Genomic DNA, 23,661 nt, shown 5'->3' on the forward strand with positions numbered 1-23,661 from the left:
AGATCGCTCGCGGACGGCCGGCGCCTTCTAGAAAGAGGAGGGCACCCATGGAGGGTCCCGAGATCCAGTTCGCTGAGGCACTGATCGACAACGGTCGCTTCGGCACCCGCACCGTCCGCTTCGAGACCGGCCGCATCGCCAAGCAGGCCGCCGGTGCCGCCGTCGCCTACCTGGACGGCGAGACGACGCTGCTCGCCGCCACCACGGCCGGCAAGCACCCGAAGGAGCAGTTCGACTTCTTCCCGCTGACGATCGACGTCGAGGAGCGGTCGTACGCCGCCGGCAAGATCCCCGGCTCGTTCTTCCGCCGTGAGGGTCGCCCGAGCACCGAGGCCATCCTCGCGTGCCGTCTGATCGACCGCCCGCTGCGTCCCCTGTTCGTCAAGGGCCTGCGCAACGAGGTCCAGGTCGTCATCACCGTCCTGTCGATCCACCCGGACGACTCGTACGACACGCTCGCCATCAACGCCGCGTCCATCTCGACGCAGCTGTCGGGCCTGCCGTTCTCCGGCCCGGTCGCCGGTGTGCGCGTCGCGCTCGTCGAGGGCCAGTGGGTCGCGTTCCCGCGGTACTCCGAGCGCGAGCGCGCGACGTTCGACATGGTCGTCGCCGGCCGCGTCGTGGGTGACGACGTCGCGATCGCCATGATCGAGGCCGAGGCGCCCGAGAAGTCCTGGAACATCATCAAGTTCGAGGGTGGCACCGCCCCCACGGAGGAGATCGTGTCGCAGGGCATCGAGGCGGCGAAGCCCTTCATCAAGGTGCTCGTCCAGGCCCAGCAGGAGCTGGCGTCGAAGGCCGCCAAGGAGACCCAGGCGTTCCCGACGTTCCCGGACTACCAGGACGACGCCTACGCAGCCGTCGAGGCTGCCTCGACGCAGTCGCTGAGCGACGCGCTGGGCATCGCGGACAAGCAGAACCGCGAGAACCGCCTCGACGAGATCAAGGCCGAGGTCGTCGCGCAGCTCTCCGAGCAGTTCGAGGGTCGCGAGAAGGAGCTCTCCGCCGCGTACCGCTCGGTGCAGAAGAAGCTCATCCGCCAGCGCATCCTCACGGACGGCTTCCGCATCGACGGCCGTGGCCTGCGGGACATCCGCACGCTCTCGGCCGAGGTCGAGGTCCTGCCTCGCGTGCACGGCTCGGCGATCTTCGAGCGCGGCGAGACCCAGATCCTGGGCGTCACCACGCTGAACATGCTCCGGATGGAGCAGCAGCTCGACACGCTCTCCCCGGAGACGCGCAAGCGCTACATGCACAACTACAACTTCCCGCCCTACTCCACGGGCGAGACGGGTCGCGTCGGTTCGCCGAAGCGTCGCGAGATCGGCCACGGGGCGCTCGCCGAGCGCGCGCTCATGCCGGTCCTGCCCAGCCGCGAGGAGTTCCCCTACGCCATCCGCCAGGTCTCCGAGGCGCTGAGCTCCAACGGGTCGACGTCGATGGGCTCGGTCTGCGCGTCGACCCTGTCGCTGCTCAACGCCGGTGTGCCGCTGCGCGCCCCGGTCGCCGGCATCGCGATGGGCCTCGTCTCCGACACGGTGAACGGTGAGACGCGCTATGCCGCCCTCACGGACATCCTCGGTGCGGAGGACGCGTTCGGTGACATGGACTTCAAGGTCGCCGGTACCCGCGAGTTCGTCACGGCCATCCAGCTCGACACCAAGCTCGAGGGCATCCCCGCCTCGGTGCTGGCCGGCGCGCTGACGCAGGCGAAGGAGGCTCGCCTGGCGATCCTCGACGTCATCGCCGAGGCGATCGACGTGCCCGACGAGATGAGCCCGTTCGCTCCTCGCGTCATCACGGTGAAGGTCCCGGTCGACAAGATCGGCGAGGTCATCGGGCCGAAGGGCAAGATGATCAACCAGATCCAGGAGGAGACCGGCGCCGACATCTCCATCGAGGACGACGGCACGGTCTACATCGGCGCCACCGACGGTCCGTCGGCGGAGGCCGCGCGTGCGGCGATCAACGCGATCGCCAACCCGCACATGCCCGAGATCGGGGAGCGCTTCGTCGGCACGGTCGTCAAGACCACGACGTTCGGCGCGTTCATCTCGCTCTCGCCGGGCAAGGACGGTCTGCTGCACATCTCGCAGATCCGCAAGCTCGTCGGTGGTCGTCGCGTCGAGAACGTCGAGGACGTCCTGGCCGTGGGCCAGAAGGTCCAGGTCGAGATCGGCGAGATCGACCCGCGCGGCAAGCTGTCGCTGCACGCGGTCATCGAGGGTGAGCAGGCCGACGCTCCGGCCGAGGACGCCTCCGAGCCGGTCGACGCCTGACGATGCCCCTGGACCTCCCGCTCGTCCGCCCGGGTCAGCCCGGGGCCGAGCAGTCCGTCGGGCAGGACGGCGACGCCATCGTGCGTCGTTCCGTCCTGCCCGGCGGGGTCCGCGTGCTCACGGAGCACATGCCGGGCCTGCGCTCGGCGACCGTGGGCGCGTGGGTGGGGGTCGGCTCGCGCGACGAGTCCGACGGTCACCACGGCTCGACGCACTTCCTCGAGCACCTGCTGTTCAAGGGCACCGCGCGCCGCACCGCGATGGACATCGCGGAGGCGTTCGACGCCGTCGGTGGTGAGGCCAACGCCGCCACCGGCAAGGAGCACACCTGCTACTACGCACGGGTGCTCGACACGGACCTCCCGATGGCGGTCGACGTCATCGCGGACATGGTCACCTCCGCGCGCCTGGACACCGACGAGCTCGAGACCGAGCGCGGCGTGATCCTCGAAGAGCTCGCCATGAACGACGACGACCCCAGCGACGTCGTGCACGAGCAGTTCGCCGCCGCGGTGCTGGGCGCCCACGCGCTCGGCCGGCCCATCGGCGGCACCCCCGAGACCATCCGCGCCGTCCCGCGCGACGCGGTGTGGGAGCACTACCGCGAGCACTACCGCCCCTCGACGCTGGTCGTCACGGCCGCCGGGGGAGTCGACCACGACGTGCTGTGCGCGCAGGTCGAGGAGGCGCTGACCACCGGTGGCTGGCCGCTCGACGCCGGTGCCGAGCCGCGCAGCCGGCGCGTCCTCACCGACGTCGCCGTGCAGGCCGGGCACGACGGCATCCCGGCGGAGGGCGTCGAGCTGACGATCCGCCGGCAGACCGAGCAGGCCAACGTCATCATCGGCGGGACGTCGCTCACGGCCACGGACCCGAAGCGGTTCACCCTGTCGGTGCTCAACGCGGTGCTCGGCGGCGGCATGTCGTCGCGGCTGTTCCAGGAGATCCGCGAGCGCCGCGGGCTGGCCTACTCCACGTACTCCTTCGCCTCCGGGCACGCCGACACTGGTGTCTTCGGCCTCTACGCCGGGTGCACGCCCGGCAAGGTCGACGAGGTCGTCGCCCTCATGGTCGCGGAGTGGGAGCGGATGGCCGACGCGCCGATCACGCAGGCCGAGCTGGAGCGGTCCATGGGCCAGCTCTCCGGCGGGCTGGTGCTCGGCATGGAGGACTCGGGCTCGCGCATGAGCCGGCTCGGCAAGTCCGAGCTGGTGCACGGGTCGCTGCTGAGCATCGACGAGTCGCTCGACCTGATCCGCTCGGTCACCGTCCAGGACGTGCAGGAGCTGGCCGCCGAGCTGGCGTCACGTCCGCGCTCGATCGTCCGCGTCGGCCCCTTCGGCGACTGACCCGCCGTACGCCGGGACGGTCGGTCGTCGCCCGGCGTCGAGCCGGGTGAGCGCCGCGGCCGTCGGGCCGACGAGCCCGGCCACGGCGATCGCCAACGCCCCGAGCGCCGCGGTCGCCAGCAGATAGTCGTCGCCGCCTCTGTACCAGTCGACCGCGCGTGGTGCCGTCACCGACAGCCCGACGGCGACCGCGACCAGGGTCCCGCCAGGCCCCCGCCCGACGAGCAGAGCGGCCGCGACCGCCGCCACGAGCAGTGCGGCGCCAGGGTCGATGACCGCGGAGCCGACCCGCTGCGACAGCGGCAGGCCGTCGTCCGTCGCGATCGTGGGATACAGGCTCAGAGCGACGATGCTCGTCGCGGGCAGTCCCAGGGCGAAGGCGGCGAGGCCCCACGCCCGGGCGGGCCGCCGTGGGCGCACCACCGCCGGGCCGGGCTGCCGGGCGGCGACCATGCACGTCGCCGCGACGGCCGCGAGCAGGACGACCGGCATGAGGACGCCGGGGGCGACGACGACCGCGTCGATTGCGGGTCGTGCGAGATCGGGGATCGTGCGCGTCGGACTGACCGGTCCCGGCCACCACGGCAACCACCAGCCGGAACCGTCGCCGAACGCGGAGCGGGCACCGAGCGCGGTCCAGGCGACGACGACCGAGACCGCGACCGTGGTGGTGAGCCCGCGTCGGGGTGGCCGGGTGGCGACGACCGCGACCCAGCAGACCGCGCACCAGATCGTCACCGACAGCGCCCACCGCGCCGAGCTGCCGAGGAGCTCCGCCAGCGTCAGCGGAGGCCACGTCCCGTCGTAGGCCGCCTGATCCAGCGCGTCGTACCACCGGAGCAGGGCGAGGGCGGTGGCGAGGACTCCCGCACCGACCATCCCCAGCGTCCGGACGGCGACGTGACGCCCAGGACCAGGGAAGGGCATGAGAGGCACGTGCAAGGTCATCGGGATCCGCGTCGCCGCACTTGAGTGCGCCCGACCCGCGTGGCGCGAGCCCTGACGCGCGATGATGAGGCATGGCCCCCGACCAGGTCGTCTACCACCGGTACCCGCCTCCGCCGAGCGCGCACGGGATCGTCGAGCACCTCTGGGTGGTGCGCCTCGCCGAGGGCGCCGTCGAGCGGGAGGTGCTGCTGCCCGACGGGCACGGGCTCGTCACGGTGGCAGTCGGCACGCCCGGTGAGCACATCGACCCCCACACGCTCGCGCGCACGCCCGACAGCAGCGGCATCCGCGGGCTCGCCGACCGGGCGTTCGTCCGCGAGCAGGTCGGCCCCGCCGTCCGGCTCGGTGCGCAGCTGGACCCGGTCGCGCTCGCACGGATGGGCGTGCGCGCACCGGCCCACGATCCCGTCTCGGTGTCCTCCGTGCTGGGCGCCCACGTGCAGGACGAGTGCGTCGCCGCCCTCGAGCAGGGGCGCGACGCCGACGCAGCTGCTCTGCTGGGCGCTGCGGTGGCGGCCCACGCGGTGGTTCCCCTCCTCGGCTCGCCGCTCGACGCGATCGCGCCGGTGCTGCGCAGCGTGATCGCCCAGCGCGGCCTCGTCCGGGCGTCGGACCTCGCGCGCGAGGCCGACCTCGCGGTCGGGGTCCTCTACCGGGAGGTGGAGCAGACGCTCGGCATCACCCCGGAGGCGTTCCTGGCCGCGGTCCGGTTCTCGGCGTTCGTGCGGGATGCGGTCGGTCCTGGTCCGGTGCGACCGGGCGACGCGCTGGCCGTCCTGCGGTGGTATCTGCGCGCCGGCTACCCGCCGCGGGAGGTGGAGCGGTTCACGGGGCTGACGCACGTGGAGCTGCGACGCCTGGAGGAGGGCATCGCCGCGGCGCTCGGGGTCGCCGCCTGACGTTAGGGTTTCTCCTCGTGAGCGAGCGCATCAGGGTGGCCGTGCTGGGCGCGGCGGGACGCATGGGAGCGACCGTCGTCCGGGCCGTCGAGGACGCCCCTGACCTCGACCTCGTCGCCACCGTCGACGCCGACGGGGACCTGTCCGCAGTCGTCGACGCGGGCGCGCAGGTCGCCGTCGACTTCACGGTCCCCGCCGTCACCGAGGGCAACGTGCACGCGCTCGTCGATGCCGGGGTGCACCTGGTCGTCGGCACCACCGGGTGGGACGATGAGTCGCTCTCGCGCGTGCGGGACCATCTGGCCGACCGCCCCGGCGTCGGTGTGCTGGTCGCCCCGAACTTCGCGCTCGGCGCCGTCCTGGCCATGGCGTTCGCGGCGAAGGCGGCGCGCTGGTTCGAGTCCGTCGAGGTGATCGAGCTGCACCACCCGGACAAGGTCGACGCGCCCTCGGGCACCGCGCGGCACACCGCGACGGCGATCGCGGCGGCCCGCGCGGCCGCGGGTCTCGGGCCCGTGCCGGACGCCACCACGCAGACGCTCGAGGGGGCGCGGGGCGCGGACGTCGACGGTGTCCGGGTGCACGCCGTGCGCCTCCGGGGGCTGGTCGCGCACGAGGAGATCCTGCTGGGCAACGCGGGCGAGCAGCTGACCATCCGGCACGACTCGTTCGACCGCGTGAGCTTCATGCCCGGTGTCCTGCTGGCCGTCCGCCAGGTGGGCTCGCGGCCGGGGCTCACCGTCGGGCTCGACCACCTGCTCGACCTGGCCTGATCGTGGCAGCGCGCTCGAGCCGGCTCCGCTGGGCGTCCCTCGCCGGCGCCGTGGCCCTCACCGGCCTGCTGGGCCTGTACGTGTGGCTGGTCGCCACCCGGGCGACGGCCCTGGTCCGCACCGGGGAGCCCGTGGGCGTCGGTCTGGGGATCGCGTTCTGGATCCTGCCGCCGCTGGTGATCTGGCTGGTGGCTCGGGAGTGGCGGCTGGCTATCGACGTGCAGCGGATGGCCGACGAGCTCGCCGCGGCCGACGAGCTGCCGATCGACGACCTGCCGCGCTCACCCGGCGGGCGCATCGACCGCGCGGCCGCGCGCGAGGCGTTCGAGCCGGCCCGCGAGCTCGCCGAGGCCGAGCCGGACGACTGGCGCTCCTGGTACCACCTGGCGTTCGCGTACGACGCGGCGGGGGACCGGCGACGCGCGCGCGAGTCGTTGCGCACGGCCAGCCGCCTGCACCGGGGCTAGATCGAGGCCGACCAGCGGTGCTCGGTCACCGTGCGCGTGGAGCCGTCGGGCATGCGCCCGGAGACGAGCTCACGCGCGACGTCGTCGGGTCCGAGGCCGGCCGACGACAAGAACCGGGCGCGAGCCTCGTCGCCGTCCAGCACCCACGTGTGCACCTGGTCGGCGCCGTCCTCGCGGAGCGTGTCGACCGCGGCGGCGAGCAGCCTCGACCCGTGACCCACCCGCTGGTGCGCGGGCTCGACCTCCAGCGCGAGGATCGCGCCGCCCGGAGCGTCGAACGGTCGGTCCTCCGTCGTCGGGACCGGCGCGACCGAGACGACGCCGACGACCGTCGGACCGTCGCAGGCGACCAGCACGCGGTAGCCCGCGCCGGGCGGGGCGGTGACCGCGGCCGCCCACTGCGCCTCGATCGCCGACGTGTCGAGCTGGTCGAGCGCGCCCAGCCCCAGGACCTCGGCGTGCGACACCCGCCACGCCTCGACCTGGAGGTGGGCGATCGCGTGCTCGTCGCCCCGGACCGCGGGCCGGACGGAGACGTCGGCGTTCTCACTGAACAGGGGCATCAGACGGTGACCATCTCACGGGTCGCGGCGGCCGGGAGGGCGGGAATCAGCATGGGCGAGCCGAGCGAGCTGCGCTGGGCGGGAGTGGCCACGGGTCCTCCGAGACGTGTGCGTGCCGGGCGCGCGGACCGCTGCGCCGGCGGGGGTGGTCGGACACCCCACGGTCAAGTGTCGCCGATCGTGCCCGCGAGTCTCACGGCATGCCCAGGGCGCGGAGCACCGCCGCGGTGACCGCGGCGAGCAGGACGACGACGATGAACGGCGCCTTCAGGGCGAGCGCGATCGCGGCGACGACGAGCGCGGGCAGGCGGGCGTCGAGCACGAGCTCGTTCCCGCGGGTGGCGGTCTGGACGGCGACCAGCGCGGACAGCAACGCCACGGTGACCAGGGCGGCGGTGCGCGCGACGCGCGGCTCGGCGAGCCAGTGCTTGGGCGCCAGGTGGCCGGCCAGCTTGAGGGCGAACACGACGGCGCTGGCCGCCAGGAGCGCGATCCATGTCCCGACGGAGCTCATGCGACCGGCTCCGGCTCGCGCGCGAGGAGGCCCGCGACGATGGCGACCACCGCGGCGAGCAGCACGGGGATGCCCGCCGGCACGAGGGGGGTGAGCGCGAGCGCGACGACGACGGCTCCGACGGCCACCGTCTGCGCCAGCCCGGACCCGGCACCCGTGACCCGTGGCCACACCAGGCCGAGGAACGCGGCGGCGGCGGCCGCGTCGAGGCCGTACTTCGCCGGGTCGCCCATGCGGTCGCCCGCCACCGCGCCGACGAAGGTGAAGATGTTCCAGAGCACGAACACGCCCACGCCGGTCCACCAGAAGCCGAACTGAGCCGCGTGCGGCGCCTTGTGCGCGGTCGCGACGGCGGTGGACTCGTCGATGGTCAGCTGCGCGGCCAGCGGCCGGCGCCAGCCGCGGGAGTCGATCAGGGGCGCGACCTGCGGCCCGTACAGCCCGTTGCGCACGCCGAGCAGCCCGGCGGTCGCGATGGCCGCGCCCGCGAGCCCGCCGGCACCGACGACGCCGATGAACGCGAACTGCGAGCCGCCCGAGAACATGAGCAGGCTGAGGGCCATCGCCTGCGGCACGGAGAGCCCGGCAGCGACGGCCAGGGCGCCGAACGAGACGCCGTACAGGCCGGTGGCCAGCGACACCGAGACGGCCTGCCGGACGGCTGCCCGTCCCTCGTCGTCCCGTGTCACGCGGGCCACTGTGACACAGGGACCGCCGTCTAGATCGCCACGTACACGCTGTCGAGATACTCCTCGAGCCCTGCCTCGCCGCCCTCGCGTCCCAGCCCGGAGGACTTCACGCCGCCGAAGGGCGCGCTCGCGTCCGACACGAGGCCGCGGTTGACGCCGAGCATCCCGGTCTCCACGGACTCCGCCAGCCGCATGACCCGGGAGATGTCCCGCGTGTAGGCGTACGCCACCAGTCCGAACGGCGTGGAGTTGGCGAGCGCGACGCCCTCCTCCTCCGAGCCGAACGTCACCACGGGGGCGACGGGGCCGAAGGTCTCCTCGGTGATCACGCGCAGGTCGGCGGACACGCGGTCGAGGACGGTCGGCGCGTAGAAGTAGCCCCGCCGGTTCGGTCGGTCACCACCGATGCGGACGCGCGCGCCGGCGTCGACCGCCTCGGCGACGACCTCCTCGACCCGGTCGACGGCGGAGGCCTCGATCAGCGGACCGACCGTCGTGCCCTCGTCGGCACCGTGCCCGACGACGAGCTTGTCGAACGCCTCCGTGAGCCCGGCGGTGAACTCCTCGGCGACCGACGCGTGCACGAGGAACCGGTTGGCGGCGACGCAGGTCTGCCCGGCGTTGCGCATCTTGGCCTGCACGGCGCCCTGCACGGCGGCCGGGATGTCGGCGTCCTCGAAGACCAGGAACGGCGCGTTGCCGCCGAGCTCCATCGAGGTGCGCAGGATGGTGTCCGCCGACGCCTTGAGCAGCGCGGCGCCGACCTCGGTCGACCCGGTGAACGAGAGCTTGCGCAGCCGCGGGTCCGCCAGCAGAGGGCCGGAGATCGTCCGGGCCGACGCCGACGGCACCACGTTGATCACGCCCGTCGGCAGTCCGCGGCCGTCCAGCTCCTCGCGGATGATCTCGGCGACGTACGCCGTGGTCAGCGGGGTCAGCTGGGCGGGCTTGATGACGACCGTGCACCCCGCCGCCAGTGCCGGGGCGACCTTGCGCGCGATCATCGCGATCGGGAAGTTCCACGGCGTGATCAGCAGGGCGGGGCCGACCGGGCGGCGCAGGACGAGCTGGTGGTTGGCGCCGGAGGGGGCGCGTCGGGCGAGACCCTCGAAGCGGACGGCCTGCTCGGAGTACCACCGGACGTAGTCGGCGCCGTAGGCCACCTCGGCGCGGGACTCGGCGAGCGGCTTCCCGCCCTCGGCCGTCACCAGGGCGGCGATGTCCTCGGTGCGCGCGGTGAGGGTCTCGAAGACCGCCCGCAGCAGCTCGGCCCGCACCCGTGGTGCCGTCGCTCGCCACTCGGGGAACGCACCGTCCGCCGCGGTCAGGGCGTCGAGCGCGTCCTGCTCGCCACCGTCGGCCACGTCGAACAACGTCTCGGTGGTGGCGGGGTCGGCGACCTCGAACGTCCGACCGGTGCTCGCGGGGCGCCAGGCCCCGTCGATCAGGACCCCGGTGGGGACGTGGGCGGCGACGGTGGGGGGCAGCGACGGCGGCGTCATACCGAGGAGTATCGCGTCCACGCCGCGCTGGCGCACGGATCTCGGTCCGCCCGCGACCTACGATGACGCCATGACGGACGCGCCTGTGCCTTCCCCCTACGAGGACCTCCTGCGGCTCGTGCTCGAGACCGGCACCCCGAAGGCGGACCGCACCGGCACCGGTACCCGCAGCGTGTTCGGTCACCAGATGCGGTTCGACCTGTCGGCCGGGTTCCCGCTGGTCACGACGAAGCGCGTGCACCTGCGCTCGATCGTCCACGAGCTCCTCTGGTTCCTGCGCGGGGAGTCCAACGTCGCGTACCTGCGCGACAACAACGTCACCATCTGGGACGAGTGGGCCGGCCCCGACGGCGAGCTCGGACCCGTGTACGGCGTGCAGTGGCGCAGCTGGCCGACGCCCGACGGCGGCCACATCGACCAGATCTCCCAGCTGCTGGAGAACCTGCGCCGCGACCCCGACTCGCGCCGGCACATCGTGTCCGCCTGGAACGTCGCGGACATCCCCTCGATGGCGCTGGCCCCGTGCCACGCGTTCTTCCAGTTCTACGTCGCGGACGGCCGGCTGAGCTGCCAGCTGTACCAGCGCTCCGCCGACCTGTTCCTCGGCGTGCCCTTCAACATCGCGTCGTACGCACTGCTCACCCACATGGTCGCCCAGCAGGTCGGGCTCGACGTCGGCGACTTCGTCTGGACCGGCGGCGACTGCCACATCTACGACAACCACGTCGACCAGGTGCGCGAGCAGCTGAGCCGGACCCCGTACCCCGCACCGCGGCTCGAGCTGCGCAAGGCCGCCTCCCTGTTCGACTACACGTTCGACGACGTGCAGGTGGTCGACTACCAGTACCACCCGGCGATCAAGGCCCCGGTAGCCGTGTGAGCCTGTCGCTCATCTGGGCCCAGACACCCACCGGAGTCATCGGCCGCGACGGCACCCTGCCCTGGCACGTGCCCGAGGACATGGCCCACTTCCGCGAGCTCACGCGCGGCCACCCGGTGCTCATGGGCCGCGCGACCTGGGCCTCGCTGCCGCCGCGCTTCCGCCCGCTGCCCGGCCGGGACAACATCGTCCTGTCCCGGACCCCGGGGTTCGAGCCTGCGGGTGCGCTGGTCGTGCGCGGGATCGACGAGGCGCTGCGGCTGGTCGGCGACCGCGAGGCCTGGGTCATCGGTGGGGGAGAGGTGTACGCCGCGCTCCTGCCGCAGGCCCAGCGCGTCGAGGTCACGGTCGTGTCCCTCGACGTCGGCGGCGACACCCGTGCACCGGCGCTCGACCCGTCGACGTGGCGGCGCGCCGGCACGGACCCCGACCACGGCTGGCACGTGTCGACGGCCGGCGGCACGCGGTACCGCTTCGAGACGTACCTGCGCGCCTGACGCGCGGACCCCACGACGGCGGGCAGGCGTGGGGCGGTACCGTGGCCCCATGCCGCGCACCTCCACGCCCACGCGCCCGTTCGGGTCCGTGCTCACCGCGATGGTCACGCCGATGACGGCGGACGGCGCGGTCGACCTCGCCCGGGCCGTGCAGCTGGCCACGCGCCTGGTGGAGCACGGCAACGACGGGCTCGTGCTCAACGGCACCACGGGCGAGGCCTCCACGACGCACGCGCCCGAGAAGGCGGAGCTGGTCCAGGCCGTCGTCGAGGCCGTCGGCCAGGACGCGTGGATCCTCGCCGGCGCAGGGTCCAACGACACCGCGCACGCCGTGCGGATGGCCGAGCAGGCGGCGGAGGCGGGCGCCCACGGGCTGCTCGTCGTGAGCCCCTACTACTCGCGCCCCTCGCAGGAGGGTGTGCGCCGGCACGTCGAGTCCATCGCGGACGCCACCGACCTGCCCGTCATGCTCTACGACGTCCCTGGCCGCACCGGTGTGCGGTTCGCGCCCGCCACGATCGAGGCGCTCGCCGGACACGACCGCGTGGTGGCCATGAAGGACGCGGGCGGCGACACCTACGCCGCCGCCAAGGCCATCGCCGCCACGGGGCTGGGGTGGTACTCCGGGGACGACAGCGCGCTGCTGTCCCTGCTGGCGCACGGCGCCGCGGGCATCGTCAGCGTCGCCGGGCACGTCGTCGGCCCGCAGCTGGCCGGCATCGTCGCCGCCTTCGACGCCGGCGACCACGCCGAGGCCCTCCGCATCTTCCGATCGATCATCCCCGCGATCGACGCACTCAACGGCGCCGGCTTCCAGGCCGTCGCCGCTAAGGCCGCGCTCCAGGTGCTGGGCGTCCTGCCCGAGCGCTCGGTGCGCCTCCCGCTCGTCCCCGCGTCCGACGACGAGCTCGCGCTGATCCGCGACGGCCTGCGGGCCGCCGGGCTGCTCGGTTTGACGTCGGCTGACCGCATCTGATCCCACCAGGAGCCCCATGAGTCACCCGCATCCCGAGCTCACCCTGCCCCCGGCTCTCGCCGCCGGCGCCCTGCGCGTCGTCGCACTGGGCGGGCTCGGAGAGGTCGGCCGCAACATGGCCGTCCTCGAGCACGACGGCCGCCTGCTCGTCATCGACTGCGGCGTCCTGTTCCCCGAGGACCACCAGCCCGGCGTCGACCTGATCCTGCCGGACTTCGAGTACATCAAGGACCGCCTGGACGACATCGAGGCGATCATCCTCACGCACGGCCACGAGGACCACATCGGCGCCGTCCCGTACCTGCTGCGGCTGCGCAAGAACATCCCGCTGGTCGGCTCCAAGCTCACGCTGGCGTTCATCGACGCCAAGCTCAAGGAGCACCGCATCCAGCCTGTCCTGCGCGAGGTGCGCGAGGGCCAGACCGCGACGTTCGGCGGGTTCGAGTGCGAGTTCATCGCGGTGAACCACTCGATCCCGGACGCGCTCGCGGTCGCGGTGCACACCGCCGCCGGCACCGTGCTGCACACCGGCGACTTCAAGATGGACCAGCTGCCGCTCGACGGCCGCATCACCGACCTGCGGGCGTTCGCGCGGCTCGGCGAGAAGGGTGTCGACCTGTTCATGGTCGACTCCACCAACGCCGAGGTGCCTGGGTTCGTCGCGCAGGAGCGCGGGATCGGGCCCGTGCTCGACCAGGTGTTCGCCGACTCGACCAAGCGGATCATCGTCGCGTCGTTCGCGTCGCACGTGCACCGCGTCCAGCAGGTGCTCGACGCCGCCTACACGCACAACCGCCGGGTCGCGCTCGTCGGTCGCTCGATGGTGCGCAACATGGGCATCGCCGCGGACCTGGGCTACCTCAAGGTGCCCGAGGGCGTGCTCATCGACCAGAAGCAGGTCGACACCCTGCGCGACGACGAGATCGTCCTCATGTGCACCGGGTCGCAGGGTGAGCCGATGGCCGCGCTGTCCCGGATCGCCAACAACGACCACAAGGTCTCGGTCGGCCCCGGCGACACCGTGATCATGGCGTCGTCGCTGATCCCGGGGAACGAGAACGCCGTCTTCCGCGTGATCAACGGCCTGACCCGCCTCGGCGCGCGCGTCGTGCACTCCGGCAACGCGAAGGTGCACGTGTCCGGGCACGCCAGCGCCGGCGAGCTCCTCTACTGCTACAACATCCTCAAGCCGCGCAACGTCATGCCCGTGCACGGCGAGATCCGGCACCTCGTGGCCAACGCGGCGCTCGCGGTGCAGACCGGCATCCCCGCCGACCGCGTGGTGCTCGCCGAGGACGGCGTGGTGGTCGACCTGGTCGACGGGCGCGCCAGGATCGTCGGTGCCGTGCCCTGCGGGTACGTGTACGTCGACGGGTCGAGCGTCGGGGAGATCACCGAGGTCGAGCTCAAGGACCGCCGGATCCTCGGGGACGAGGGGTTCATCTCGATCTTCGCGGTGGTCAGCTCGGCCGACGGCAAGGTGCTGGCCGGCCCGCAGATCCACGCCCGCGGGTTCGCCGAGCAGGACGCCGTGTTCGACGACATCCTCCCGGAGCTGACCGCGGCCCTCGAGGAGTCGGCGCGCAACGGGAACTCCGACGCGCACGTGCTGCAGCAGGTGATGCGTCGGGTGGTCGGCCGCTGGGTGTCCAACCGCCTGCGCCGCCGCCCGATGATCATCCCGGTGGTCGTCGAGGCCTGACCTGCTCGATCCACGACGGCCCCGCCCTGCTCGCCAGGGCGGGGCCGTCGTCGTCAACCCCGTCTCAGGTCGGCGTGACCCGGGTGACCTCGTCGGCGGTGACGTTCTCGTCGGGCGGCGACAGGACGTCCGGCTCGCGCGGTCGCCGCGAGGCTGCCGCCGAGCCGAGCAGGATCAGCGCGGTCGCGCCGAGCACGCCGGCCGTGATCGCCTCGTCGAGCACGAGGGCGCCCAGCGCGACGGCGACGACGGGGTTCAGGTAGGCGACGAGCGTGGAGCGGGCCGCACCCACCTCGACGATCAGCCGGAAGAACAGGACGAACGCGAGGGCGGTGCACAGGGCGCCGAGACCGACGAGGGCGAGCACGGCGTCGACGGGCGGCCACGGGTGCGGCCCGGTCACGAGCACCACGGGTGCGTACGCCAGCGCGGTGAGGCCGAGGCACGTGGCCGTCAGGGGGATCGCGGGGACGTCCCGCAGCGCCCGGTCGGCGATGATCGGCGCGGTGGCGTACCCGAGCGCCGCGAGCAGCACCTGGGTGACGGCCCACGGATCACCCCCGGCGGCACCGGGTCCGAGCAGCAGGGCGACGCCGCCGAGGCCCACGAGCAGACCGATCCAGCGGATCAGCGCCACGGGACGCCGGTCGCCGACCAGCCTTCCCAGCACCACCGCAGCGATCGGCACGGTCGCGACGAGCAGCCCGGTGGTCGAGCTCGACAGGGTGCGCTCGGCGTTCGAGAGCAGGATCCACGGCAGGACGATCTCCAGCACCGCGAAGCCGAGGACCGCGGGCCAGTGTCCGCGCAGCACCCGCAGGCCACCGCCGCGCACCGCGAAGGGCAGGAGCAGCAGGGCGCCCAGAGCCGTGCGCACGAACACCACCATGACCGGCGTGACGTCGGTGACGGCGATCTTGATGAGCAGGTACGGGATGCCCCAGATGACGCCGACGGCGACCAGGAGGAGCCAGCCGCGGCGGCTCACGTGGGCACCGCGCAGGAACGGGAACGCATGGTGCCACCGTAGGACCGACCCCTGACACGCCTGCCCGAGGTCGGCCCGCCAGCGCGACCCGGGGCGAGGTGGAGCGCGTGCTCGAGGAGGACCCGATCATCCCGGGGCGGCGCCACGGAACGTCGCGAGACGCTCGTGCTCGACCTGGACGGCCTCCTTCGTGCGCGACGACCACGGCACCCACTCGTCGAGCTGGAGCGCGAGCGTCGCGCCCTTCGCGCGTGGCCGCCAGGTGCCGACCACCTCACCGTCCGCCAGGACCGCTCCGGGCCGGCCGATGGTGGGCCAGAGCGCCTTGTGGCGGGCCGTGTCCGGGACCAGGAGCTCGCGGTCGCGGCCCTGCAGGAAGAGGTCGTACGGGCCGAGCAGGCGCACGAGCGGGTCGTCGGGCGGGTCCTGGAGGGCCGGGAGGTCTCCTTCGAGGAGCTCGGCGGGCGTCCCCTCGACGTCCACCTCGACCGCGTCGTCGGGCCATCGTGCGGACACGTCCCGGAGCGTCGAGTCGAGGTAGACCGCGGCCTGCTTGCGGGTCAGTGGACCCAGCAGGTGCAGGAGGCTGCGCAGCACGTCGAGCGGACCGTCGTCACCGTCGGCCGGCCTGTCGAGCACGCCCACCTGACCGGCCGGCCACCGGGGGATGCGCCTCACGACCGGGGGAGACGTACCGGGCTCGAGCTCGAGACCGGCGTGCAGGGCGGCGAGCCGGAACGTCATCTCGTACATGTGCGTGGCGCCGCAGCCCTCGCACCAGCGCAGGTAGGGGTCGGGCAGCTCCGCGGTCATCAGGGTGGACAGCGCTCCCTTGGCCATCGGCTCGTCCACGACCTCGCGCATGGTCCGAGAGACGGTGGCGAGCGCGTCGAGCACCGGGATGTCCGCGGCCGCGAGGGGGGCCGAGGCGTTGATCACGCGCTTCGCGGCGTCGGCCTCGGAGTACGGGCGCAACGCCTTCTCGACCGCCTTCAGGTCCGACCGACGGTAGGCGTGCGGTGCGCCCCGCAGCGTCCACGCCAGAGCGAGCTCGTGCGGCCAGTCGCGCGCCGAGACGGGGACACCACGCACGGCCAGGGCCCACAGCGCGCCGTCCGGACCGGTGTGCTGCACGCCGTGGTCCAGGATCGCGGCGTCGTCGGGGCGGCGTCGGCTGCTGACCGGCCGGTCCAGCTGCTGCGCGTGCACGCGGTACCGGAGGACCTTCTCGCGGGTCACGGACATGGCTCCACCGTGGCACGAGGCACTGACAGGAGCAGGTCAGCCGCCGAGGATCCCCGGTCCGGCGGCGCGGAGCACGCGGGTGTACCGCTCGGCGGCGCCGTCGGGCAGCATCCCGTCCAGCTCGAGCTCGACCAGCCCGTGCACCAGCGCCCACAGCCCGAGCGCCGGCTCCTGCGCGGCGGTGGGCTCCACCCCCAGCACGCGGGCGACGGCGTCGCGCAGCACGGTGAACGTCGCACTCGCCGTGGCCGGACCCCGGGTCCCGTCCTGGAGCCCGGCGCCCGTGGCGCCGAACATCACGCGGTAGAAGTGCGGGCCGTCGAGCGCGTTCGCGCGGTACGCGAGCCCGAGCCCGAGCAGGTCGGCCGCCGGGTCGTCCGTGCGGGGGACGGCCTCGAGACGCTCGGCGAACCGCGCGAACGCCTCGTCGCCGACCGCACGCACCAGCTCCTGCCGGCTGCCGAACAGCGAGTAGACCGCGGACGCCGACGTGCCGGCACGGGCGGCGAGCTCACGGACGGTGAGCGCACCCGCTCCTGCGGTCGCGACGACCGCCGACGCCTCCTCCAGGAGGCGGGTGCGCAGGGCGTCGTCGTGCACGCGTGGGCGGGCCATCCGGCGAGTCTAGGGGGTTGACGCTCGTCTGAGAACGCTGTTCTATAACAGTGTTCACAAACGAGGAGACCCTGATGATCGAGCTCACCGACGCCGCGAGGATCACCGCCGGGGCCGTGGCGCTCTCGGTGGTCGCGATCGAGTCCGGAGGCGCCTTCCTGCTGCGCGTCGCCACGGGGAAGGAGCAGGCGACCGCGTTCCAGAAGAGCTTCTACCGGGCCGGCCACGCGCACGCCGGGGTACTGGTCACCCTCGGGCTGGTCTGCCTGCTGCTGGGGGAGGCCACGTCCCTGGACGGGTTCTGGCGCTGGCTGGCTCAGACGGGGGTGCTGCTCGCGGCGATCGTGATGTCCGCCGGGTTCTTCTTCTCCGCCATGGGACGGGGACGTGAGACGCCGAACAGGGCCGTGGTGCTCCTCGGGGTCGGGGCCGTCCTGCTTGCCGCGGGGGTCGTGACGCTGGGCGTCGGGCTGCTGCTCGGGTGATCGTCCGGCCGACACGCGCCCGGGCGCGCCCGTCTCGCCGGTCGCCCGGCTAGTTTGAGGACCATGGCGACTCGTACGTCCACCCCTCGCGCCCGCTCCGGTGCGCCGGCGACGTCGCGCGCCACCGGCAAGCCCACCGGCAAGGCGGCCGGATCGTCCCGCCCGCAGGGGCGCAGGCCGGCTCCGCCGCCGTCCCGGCCGGCCCTGCCGGTGCGCATCGTCAAGGGCGTGTTCATGGGCACCGCGCACCTCGTCGGCGGCACCGCGCGCCGCGTCGGCAAGGGTGCTCGCGACCTCGACCCCTCGCACCGCCGCGACGGCCTCGCGTTCACGCTCCTCGGGCTGGCCATCGTCATCGCCGCGCGCGAGTGGTGGGACCTGTCCGGCACCGCCGGCACGGTCGTGCACAACGTCGTGGCCGGGACCTTCGGCAAGGTCGGCGTCGTCGTCCCGCTCGTCCTGCTCGGGCTGGCCATCCGGCTGATGCGGCACCCGGAGCGGGTCGAGGCCAACGGGCGCATCGTGATCGGCCTCGGCGCGATCACGCTCGCGGTGTGCGGGCTCGTGCAGATCGCCTCCGGCCTGCCGAACACGGACGACTTCCCCGCGCTGCGCCTGGCGGGCGGCATGGTCGGGTTCCTGGTCGGCACACCGCTGGCCAGCCTGATCACCCCCGGTGTGGCGGTCGCGCTGCTGATCCTCCTGGCGTTCTTCGGGGTCCTCGTCGTCACCGCGACGCCGGTGCACCAGGTGATCCCGCGGCTGCGCGGCGTGTACGACAAGCTCACCGGCAACCACCGCGACCCCGCCGCGGAGACCGAGGCCGAGGACGACGCACCCCTGGTCATCAACGCCCTGCACACCGCCGTCCCCGAGATCGAGGCGCCCGCGAAGAAGCGCGGGCTGCTCGGGCGCAAGCGCGCGCGGGCCGACCAGGTGGACGAGCCCGAGGACACGCGGCTGGACGGCTACGACGGCGACGAGGCGTTCGCCCGCGCGGCCATCGTCGCGGCCGCCGAGGCAGAGGCCGAGGCGCAGCTCGCACGCGACGCCGCGCCGGACACGGTGCCGACGACGGTCGTCGCCAAGTCCCCGCTCGTCGCACCCCAGACCACGCCCGTCCCGCGCGGCGAGCAGCCGATGCTCGGCGGCGACGTGCTCTACACGCTCCCCGCGGAGGACGCCCTGGCCAAGGGCGCGCCGCACAAGGTGCGCTCGGCCGCCAACGACCGCGTCGTCGAATCGCTCACATCCGTGCTCGAGGCGTTCGAGATCGACGCCCAGGTCACGGGCTTCACGCGCGGTCCGACCGTCACGCGGTACGAGGTCGAGCTGGGCCGGTCCGTCAAGGTCGAGCGGGTCACCGCGCTGAGCAAGAACATCGCCTACGCGGTCGCCAGCGCGGACGTCCGCATCCTGTCGCCGATCCCCGGCAAGTCGGCCATCGGCATCGAGATCCCCAACACCGACCGCGAGACCGTGTCGCTCGGCGACGTGCTGCGCTCCAGCGCGGCCAAGCGCACCGAGCACCCGATGGTGATCGGCGTCGGCAAGGACGTCGAGGGCGGGTACGTCACGGCCAACCTGGCCAAGATGCCCCACCTGCTGGTCGCCGGCGCCACCGGCGCGGGCAAGTCCAGCTTCGTCAACTCGATGATCGTCTCGATCCTCATGCGCGCCACGCCCGACGAGGTGCGCATGGTGCTCGTCGACCCGAAGCGCGTCGAGCTGACGGTCTACGAGGGCATCCCGCACCTGATCACCCCGATCATCACCAACCCCAAGAAGGCCGCGGAGGCGCTCGAGTGGGTGGTGCGCGAGATGGAGGCGCGCTACGACGACCTCGCGAACTTCGGGTTCAAGCACATCGACGACTTCAACACCGCCGTCCGCGCGGGCAAGGTCAAGCCGCTGCCGGGGTCCGAGCGCAAGATCGCCACGTACCCGTACCTGCTGGTGGTCGTCGACGAGCTCGCCGACCTGATGATGGTGGCCCCGCGCGACGTCGAGGCGTCGATCCAGCGCATCACGCAGCTGGCCCGTGCGGCCGGCATCCACCTGGTGCTCGCCACGCAGCGCCCGAGCGTCGACGTGGTGACCGGCCTGATCAAGGCGAACGTGCCGTCCCGACTGGCCTTCGCGACCAGCTCCCTGACCGACTCGCGCGTGGTGCTGGACCAGCCCGGCGCCGAGAAGCTCATCGGGCAGGGTGACGCGCTGTTCCTGCCGATGGGTGCGGCCAAGCCGATGCGTACGCAGGGCGCCTGGGTGTCCGAGTCGGAGATCCACGCGGTCGTCGAGCACGTGAAGAAGCAGCTCAAGCCGTCGTACCGCCAGGACGTGACGGTGGCGGCGGTGAAGAAGACGGTCGACGAGGACATCGGCGACGACCTCGACCTGCTGCTCCAGGCCGCCGAGCTGGTGGTCACGACGCAGTTCGGGTCGACGTCGATGCTCCAGCGCAAGCTGCGGGTCGGCTTCGCCAAGGCGGGCCGCCTGATGGACCTGCTCGAGTCGCGCGAGATCGTCGGGCCGTCGGAGGGCTCCAAGGCGCGCGAGGTGCTGGTCCAGGCGGACGACCTGCCGGGGACGCTCGCCATGCTGCGGGGCGCGCCCGGCGAGGAGGAGGACGACCGGTACGCGATGGGCGCGGACGGATCCCTGCCGGGCGAGCCGCCGGTGGCGACCGACTACTTCGACGGCGCGGAGGAGGACGACGCCGGGCAGTGGTCCGGCGGGGGTCGGTGACCAGCCCCTTCTCCGGCCCCTGGGGGGTCGTCAGCACGGTGATCGCGATCGTCGCGATCGTGGCGCTCGTCGCCGTCCTCATCCTGCTGGCCCGGCAGCGCGCCCAGGTCCGCCGCGCGAACGAGCTGCTGGAGCTGTCCCGGGAGCTGCGGCACCGGTACGACGCCCTGCAGGCCGTGACCAAGGAGGGCGTCCTCGTCCAGTCGTTGTCCGGCCGCGTGCTGGACATCTCCGAGCGCGCGGCGGCGATCCTCGGCATCGATGCCGCCTCGTCCGTGGGCCGGTCGGTGGGCGACCTGCCCGTCGTCCTCGTCAACGAGATGGGTCTGGCCATGAACCCCGCGGCGGTCCTGGGGCACCGCTCCGGCGTCGCGCGCGCGGGGTGGACCGTGGACTCCGAGCTCGTCGGCGTCGCGCTGCCCGGGACCGACACCACCCAGGCGCGCATGGTGCAGGTGGCCAGCCAGCTGGTACCGGCCGGCGACGGGGACGCGGCGGCGGTGCTGACCACGCTGGTCGACGTCACCGGCAGGCGCGAGGTCGAGGCGGCCCTGTCGCGCAGCGAGATGCAGTTCCGGGTCGCGATGGAGAACGCGCCGATCGGCATGGCGCTCGTGGACGTCGAGTGGCGGATCGTCGAGGCGAACGCCGCGTTCGCCGAGCTGCTGGGCACGAGCGTCGGAGCCCTGCGCGGGTACCGGATGGAGGACCTCAGCACCCCCGAGGGTCGCCCTGCGGAGCGCCTCGAGGTCGATCGGCTGCTCGGCGGCGGGCAGCACCGGTTCTCCCTCGAGAAGCGGTACCAGCGGGCCGACGGCCATGAGGTCTGGGTCGCGCTCGACGCCGCACTGGTGCGGACACCGACCGGTGCCCCCGACCACTTCGTCGTCCAGGTGCGCGACTCCACCGAGTCCCGGCTGCAGGCCGAGATGCTCACGCACCGCGCCATGCACGACCCCTTGACCGGGCTGGCCAACCGCACGCTGCTCCAGGAGGTGCTGCAGGCCGTGCTGGAGCAGCCCGGGGTGGTCGACCGCGTGGCCGTGCTGGCCTGCGACCTGGACGGGTTCAAGGAGATCAACGACCGGTTTGGGCACGCGGCGGGCGACGAGGTGCTGGTGCACGTGGCCGGCGTGCTGCGCGCCGCGACCGCCCGCCGCGGCACGGTCGCGCGGCTCGGGGGCGACGAGTTCGTGGTCGTCGTGCAGGACCTCGACGGCCCGCGTGCCGTGTTCGAGGTGGCCACCGCCATCCACGCCGGGCTCCAGGAGGCGGTCCGGGTGGGCCGGCGCCGGCTGAACGTCGCGGCGAGCATCGGCATCGCGATCGCCGACCCCGAGTCGATCGAGGGGGGCGCCCCGGGTCTGCTCGCCGCCGCCGACGCCGCGCTCTACCGGGCCAAGGGCTCAGGTCGCGGTCGCACGGAGGTCTACGAGTCCTCGATGACGATGGGGTCGGCCTCCGAGCTGCACCGCGAGCTCGCGGCGGCGATCGCCGAGGACCAGCTGGTGGTCCACTACCAACCGATCGTCGACCTGTCCGACGCGCGGGTCGTCGGCTACGAGGCGCTCGTGCGGTGGGAGCACCCGCAGCGCGGTCTCCTGCTGCCGGCCTCCTTCCTGTCGCTCATCCAGGAAGCGGGGATGTCGGTCGCGCTCGGGCAGCTGGTGGCCACGCGCGTCGTCGAGTTCGTCGCCTCCATCCACGACCGGACGCGCTGGGTGTCGGTGAACGTCTCGGCCGACCAGCTGGGGGACGGGGAGTTCGCGACGACCCTGCTGGCGGAGATCTCCCGGCACCGGCTCACCGCGGGCCGGATCGTCGTCGAGCTCACCGAGTCGTCGCTGGTGGCGTCCGGCACCCGCATCCGGCACGAGCTCACGCAGCTGTCCGCGGCGGGCGTGCCCATCCTGCTCGACGACTTCGGCACCGGCGTCTCGCCGCTGTCCTACCTGCGGGACCTGCCGGTGGCCGGGGTGAAGCTCGACATGTCGTTCACCTCCGGGATCCCCGAGGACCCCACCGCCGGCAAGGTCGCCCGGGCGCTCGGTGCGCTGGCGCGCGAGCTGGCGATGGTGACCATCGCCGAGGGCATCGAGCACGAGGAGCAGGCCGAGTACCTGCACCGCAACGGCTGGCGCTACGGGCAGGGCTGGCTGTACGGCAGCGCGCAGCCGGGGGACATCAGCCGCTGACGCGCGGGACCACCACCGGCGCGCGGCCGGTCGGCGTGGTCGGCGCCCTGCGCTCCGGCGCCTCGGTGCCCGCAGCCTCGAGCACGTCCGCGGTCCGGTCCGCCACCTGCGCGGCGGTCAGGGTGCTGGTGCCACCCGGGATGTCGACGAGGGCGTGCACCTGGTGGCCGCCCAGCCGGTCGACGGTGATGGGGGTCCACTCCACACCGGTGACCCGCGCCGGGCCGGCAGGCCGTCCCTCGGCCGGGAACGCACCGGTTGCCTCGACGTGCGCGGTGAGCAGGAGGCCGGAGGAGGTCTTCGGCGAGCAGCACTCACCGTCCTGGTTCGAGACGTAGTTGCCGAGGCCGTACGCCACCCACATGCCCTCGCCGCGTGGCCCGCCGCTCAGCTGCGCGACCGGCTGCGGAACGTGCGCGTGGTGGCCGATGACCAGGTCGAACACGCCCGAGTCGGCCAGCTGCTGGTCGATCGCCACCTGCTCGGGCGTCGGCTCCGTCTGGTACTCGACGCAACAGTGGACGCTGGCGATCACCAGGTCGGCGCCGGCGGCGCGCGCTGCCGTCGCCTGCGCCACCATCGCCGGGACGTCGACGACGTTCACCGACCACGGCTTGTCCGCGTCGACGGGCATGCCGTTGGTGCCGTAGGTCGCGGCGACGTGGGCCACCGTGATCGTGCGCCCGCCGCGCTCGAGCCGGTACAGCTGCGGCTGCGCCTGCTCGACCGCGTTCCTGGCGGTACCGACGTGGCCCAGACCCGCCGCGTCGAGCGCGTCCAGGGTCGCGGTCACCCCGGCGAACCCGCGGTCGACCGAGTGGTTCGACGCCGTCGAGCAGCCGTCCCACCCCTGGGCCTGCAAGGAGCTCGCGATCTGGGGGGGAGTGCCGAACAGCGGGTAGCCGCTGGGCGCGGTGCCGGGCGGCGTGACGGCGACCTCGAGGTGGCACAGAGCGAGGTCGGCGCCCTGGATCCACGGGTTCATCGGGCCGAGCACCGGGCCGAAGTCGTAGCCGTCGGCGGTGCGGGCGCTCGAGAGCACCGGCAGGTGGGGGAGCACGTCTCCGGCGGCGACGATCGAGAACTCCGCGTCGGGGTCGGCGGTGGGCGTCGGGGTGGGCGTCGGCGAGCCGTCGGGGCTCTGTGACGACGTGGCGGACGGCGCTGCGGTGACCGGCGGGCGCGAGGGGCGCAGCGCGGCCGCCACCGCACCGAGAGCCACGACGAGCAGCAGGAGGAGCGCGAGGCCCGCCACGACGGGAGAACGACGTCCGGCGCGGGCGTGGCGAGTCACACGCGGACTCTAATCGGTGAACGGGGCATGTCCTGCGCCCCTCTAGGCTGTCC

21 protein-coding genes are annotated in these 23,661 nt (G+C 73.2%); 12 read left to right on the plus strand and 9 right to left on the minus strand.

The genetic code is table 11. From position 1 onward, the window contains the following. Positions 1 to 47: 47 nt before the first annotated feature. Positions 48 to 2,279: a polyribonucleotide nucleotidyltransferase gene (locus AC1DXT_RS19425; protein ID WP_477062932.1), complete on the plus strand. Its 2,232-nt coding sequence runs from the start codon at positions 48 to 50 to the stop codon at positions 2,277 to 2,279. 2 nt (positions 2,280 to 2,281) lie between these two features. Further along, positions 2,282 to 3,628: a M16 family metallopeptidase gene (locus tag AC1DXT_RS19430; protein WP_477062933.1), complete on the plus strand. Its 1,347-nt coding sequence runs from the start codon at positions 2,282 to 2,284 to the stop codon at positions 3,626 to 3,628. Here AC1DXT_RS19430 and AC1DXT_RS19435 read toward each other — a convergent pair. Continuing rightward, the gene (locus tag AC1DXT_RS19435) at positions 3,584 to 4,555 is read right to left on the minus strand and encodes a hypothetical protein (protein WP_477062934.1); all 972 of its coding nucleotides are present in this window, start codon (positions 4,553 to 4,555) and stop codon (positions 3,584 to 3,586) included. The genes AC1DXT_RS19430 and AC1DXT_RS19435 overlap by 45 nt on opposite strands. Before the next feature lie 92 nt (positions 4,556 to 4,647). Here AC1DXT_RS19435 and AC1DXT_RS19440 point away from each other — a divergent pair, with 92 nt between their 5' ends. Genes AC1DXT_RS19440 through AC1DXT_RS19450 form a run of 3 tightly spaced genes read left to right on the plus strand, consistent with a single transcriptional unit; the run spans position 4,648 to position 6,715 of the window. Beyond that, positions 4,648 to 5,475 carry a hypothetical protein gene (locus tag AC1DXT_RS19440; RefSeq protein WP_477062935.1) on the plus strand — a complete coding sequence of 276 codons (828 nt, stop codon included), beginning with the start codon at positions 4,648 to 4,650 and terminating at the stop codon, positions 5,473 to 5,475. 17 nt (positions 5,476 to 5,492) lie between these two features. Next, positions 5,493 to 6,248 (plus strand): 4-hydroxy-tetrahydrodipicolinate reductase, encoded by a 756-nt coding sequence (gene dapB / locus AC1DXT_RS19445; RefSeq protein ID WP_477062936.1) that lies wholly within the window; start codon positions 5,493 to 5,495, stop codon positions 6,246 to 6,248. A gap of 2 nt (positions 6,249 to 6,250) precedes the next feature. Then, entirely contained in the window at positions 6,251 to 6,715 is a 465-nt protein-coding gene (locus AC1DXT_RS19450) for a hypothetical protein (protein ID WP_477062937.1), read from the plus strand. Here AC1DXT_RS19450 and AC1DXT_RS19455 read toward each other — a convergent pair. From AC1DXT_RS19455 to AC1DXT_RS19470, 4 genes are all read right to left on the minus strand, one after another. Next, positions 6,712 to 7,278, minus strand: a complete 567-nt coding sequence (locus tag AC1DXT_RS19455; protein WP_477062938.1) for an N-acetyltransferase family protein — start codon at positions 7,276 to 7,278, stop codon at positions 6,712 to 6,714. The genes AC1DXT_RS19450 and AC1DXT_RS19455 overlap by 4 nt on opposite strands. Positions 7,279 to 7,471: 193 nt before the next feature. Further along, on the minus strand, positions 7,472 to 7,792 hold the full coding sequence (locus AC1DXT_RS19460) for an AzlD domain-containing protein (protein WP_477062939.1): 321 nt from the start codon (positions 7,790 to 7,792) through the stop codon (positions 7,472 to 7,474). Beyond that, entirely contained in the window at positions 7,789 to 8,481 is a 693-nt protein-coding gene (locus tag AC1DXT_RS19465; RefSeq protein ID WP_477062940.1) for an AzlC family ABC transporter permease, read from the minus strand. Before AC1DXT_RS19465 ends, AC1DXT_RS19460 begins: the two co-directional genes overlap by 4 nt. Positions 8,482 to 8,510: 29 nt before the next feature. Then, entirely contained in the window at positions 8,511 to 9,983 is a 1,473-nt protein-coding gene (locus AC1DXT_RS19470) for an NAD-dependent succinate-semialdehyde dehydrogenase (RefSeq protein WP_477062941.1), read from the minus strand. A gap of 70 nt (positions 9,984 to 10,053) precedes the next feature. Between AC1DXT_RS19470 and AC1DXT_RS19475 the strand changes: the two genes are divergently transcribed. The 4 genes from AC1DXT_RS19475 to AC1DXT_RS19490 are packed head-to-tail and all read left to right on the plus strand — an operon-like array spanning position 10,054 to position 14,038. Beyond that, positions 10,054 to 10,863 carry a thymidylate synthase gene (locus AC1DXT_RS19475; RefSeq protein ID WP_477062942.1) on the plus strand — a complete coding sequence of 270 codons (810 nt, stop codon included), beginning with the start codon at positions 10,054 to 10,056 and terminating at the stop codon, positions 10,861 to 10,863. After that, positions 10,860 to 11,360 (plus strand): dihydrofolate reductase, encoded by a 501-nt coding sequence (locus AC1DXT_RS19480; protein ID WP_477062943.1) that lies wholly within the window; start codon positions 10,860 to 10,862, stop codon positions 11,358 to 11,360. The genes AC1DXT_RS19475 and AC1DXT_RS19480 overlap by 4 nt, the downstream gene beginning before the upstream one ends. Positions 11,361 to 11,409: 49 nt before the next feature. Further along, positions 11,410 to 12,336, plus strand: coding sequence for a 4-hydroxy-tetrahydrodipicolinate synthase (gene dapA, locus AC1DXT_RS19485; protein ID WP_477062944.1), 927 nt, complete (start codon positions 11,410 to 11,412; stop codon positions 12,334 to 12,336). A gap of 16 nt (positions 12,337 to 12,352) precedes the next feature. Continuing rightward, the gene (locus AC1DXT_RS19490; protein ID WP_421741904.1) at positions 12,353 to 14,038 is read left to right on the plus strand and encodes a ribonuclease J; all 1,686 of its coding nucleotides are present in this window, start codon (positions 12,353 to 12,355) and stop codon (positions 14,036 to 14,038) included. Between the two features lie 64 nt (positions 14,039 to 14,102). Here AC1DXT_RS19490 and AC1DXT_RS19495 read toward each other — a convergent pair whose 3' ends face one another. The 3 genes from AC1DXT_RS19495 to AC1DXT_RS19505 form a co-directional block, all read right to left on the minus strand. Beyond that, positions 14,103 to 15,026, minus strand: a complete 924-nt coding sequence (locus AC1DXT_RS19495) for a DMT family transporter (protein WP_477062945.1) — start codon at positions 15,024 to 15,026, stop codon at positions 14,103 to 14,105. A gap of 126 nt (positions 15,027 to 15,152) precedes the next feature. Beyond that, positions 15,153 to 16,271 carry a winged helix DNA-binding domain-containing protein gene (locus AC1DXT_RS19500; RefSeq protein ID WP_477062946.1) on the minus strand — a complete coding sequence of 373 codons (1,119 nt, stop codon included), beginning with the start codon at positions 16,269 to 16,271 and terminating at the stop codon, positions 15,153 to 15,155. Between the two features lie 36 nt (positions 16,272 to 16,307). After that, entirely contained in the window at positions 16,308 to 16,886 is a 579-nt protein-coding gene (locus AC1DXT_RS19505; RefSeq protein WP_477062947.1) for a TetR/AcrR family transcriptional regulator, read from the minus strand. A 74-nt stretch (positions 16,887 to 16,960) separates the two neighbouring features. Here AC1DXT_RS19505 and AC1DXT_RS19510 point away from each other — a divergent pair, with 74 nt between their 5' ends. From AC1DXT_RS19510 to AC1DXT_RS19520, 3 genes are all read left to right on the plus strand, one after another. Next, complete coding sequence (locus AC1DXT_RS19510; protein WP_477062948.1) at positions 16,961 to 17,371, plus strand: hypothetical protein; 411 nt, start codon at positions 16,961 to 16,963, stop codon at positions 17,369 to 17,371. Between the two features lie 63 nt (positions 17,372 to 17,434). Next, positions 17,435 to 20,119, plus strand: a complete 2,685-nt coding sequence (locus tag AC1DXT_RS19515) for an FtsK/SpoIIIE family DNA translocase (protein WP_477062949.1) — start codon at positions 17,435 to 17,437, stop codon at positions 20,117 to 20,119. Further along, positions 20,116 to 22,314: a putative bifunctional diguanylate cyclase/phosphodiesterase gene (locus AC1DXT_RS19520; RefSeq protein ID WP_477062950.1), complete on the plus strand. Its 2,199-nt coding sequence runs from the start codon at positions 20,116 to 20,118 to the stop codon at positions 22,312 to 22,314. Before AC1DXT_RS19515 ends, AC1DXT_RS19520 begins: the two co-directional genes overlap by 4 nt. On the opposite strand, the gene AC1DXT_RS19525 is transcribed toward AC1DXT_RS19520, so the two are convergent. After that, positions 22,304 to 23,608, minus strand: a complete 1,305-nt coding sequence (locus AC1DXT_RS19525) for a CapA family protein (protein ID WP_477062951.1) — start codon at positions 23,606 to 23,608, stop codon at positions 22,304 to 22,306. The genes AC1DXT_RS19520 and AC1DXT_RS19525 overlap by 11 nt on opposite strands. Positions 23,609 to 23,661: the final 53 nt, after the last annotated feature.

It is taken from the genome of Cellulomonas sp. P1_G12_2 (assembly GCF_056405535.1).

Bases quoted from the DNA above. Each gene is read 5' to 3' on its own strand.
- AC1DXT_RS19425 (WP_477062932.1), top strand. From the start codon at position 48: ATGGAGGGTCCCGAGATCCAGTTCGCTGAGGCACTGATCGACAACGGT.
- AC1DXT_RS19430 (WP_477062933.1), top strand. From the start codon at position 2,282: ATGCCCCTGGACCTCCCGCTCGTCCGCCCGGGTCAGCCCGGGGCCGAG.
- AC1DXT_RS19435 (WP_477062934.1), bottom strand. From the start codon at position 4,555: ATGCCCTTCCCTGGTCCTGGGCGTCACGTCGCCGTCCGGACGCTGGGG.
- AC1DXT_RS19440 (WP_477062935.1), top strand. From the start codon at position 4,648: ATGGCCCCCGACCAGGTCGTCTACCACCGGTACCCGCCTCCGCCGAGC.
- AC1DXT_RS19455 (WP_477062938.1), bottom strand. From the start codon at position 7,278: ATGCCCCTGTTCAGTGAGAACGCCGACGTCTCCGTCCGGCCCGCGGTC.
- AC1DXT_RS19460 (WP_477062939.1), bottom strand. From the start codon at position 7,792: ATGAGCTCCGTCGGGACATGGATCGCGCTCCTGGCGGCCAGCGCCGTC.
- AC1DXT_RS19470 (WP_477062941.1), bottom strand. From the start codon at position 9,983: ATGACGCCGCCGTCGCTGCCCCCCACCGTCGCCGCCCACGTCCCCACC.
- AC1DXT_RS19475 (WP_477062942.1), top strand. From the start codon at position 10,054: ATGACGGACGCGCCTGTGCCTTCCCCCTACGAGGACCTCCTGCGGCTC.
- dapA (WP_477062944.1), top strand. From the start codon at position 11,410: ATGCCGCGCACCTCCACGCCCACGCGCCCGTTCGGGTCCGTGCTCACC.
- AC1DXT_RS19490 (WP_421741904.1), top strand. From the start codon at position 12,353: ATGAGTCACCCGCATCCCGAGCTCACCCTGCCCCCGGCTCTCGCCGCC.
- AC1DXT_RS19500 (WP_477062946.1), bottom strand. From the start codon at position 16,271: ATGTCCGTGACCCGCGAGAAGGTCCTCCGGTACCGCGTGCACGCGCAG.
- AC1DXT_RS19505 (WP_477062947.1), bottom strand. From the start codon at position 16,886: ATGGCCCGCCCACGCGTGCACGACGACGCCCTGCGCACCCGCCTCCTG.
- AC1DXT_RS19510 (WP_477062948.1), top strand. From the start codon at position 16,961: ATGATCGAGCTCACCGACGCCGCGAGGATCACCGCCGGGGCCGTGGCG.
- AC1DXT_RS19515 (WP_477062949.1), top strand. From the start codon at position 17,435: ATGGCGACTCGTACGTCCACCCCTCGCGCCCGCTCCGGTGCGCCGGCG.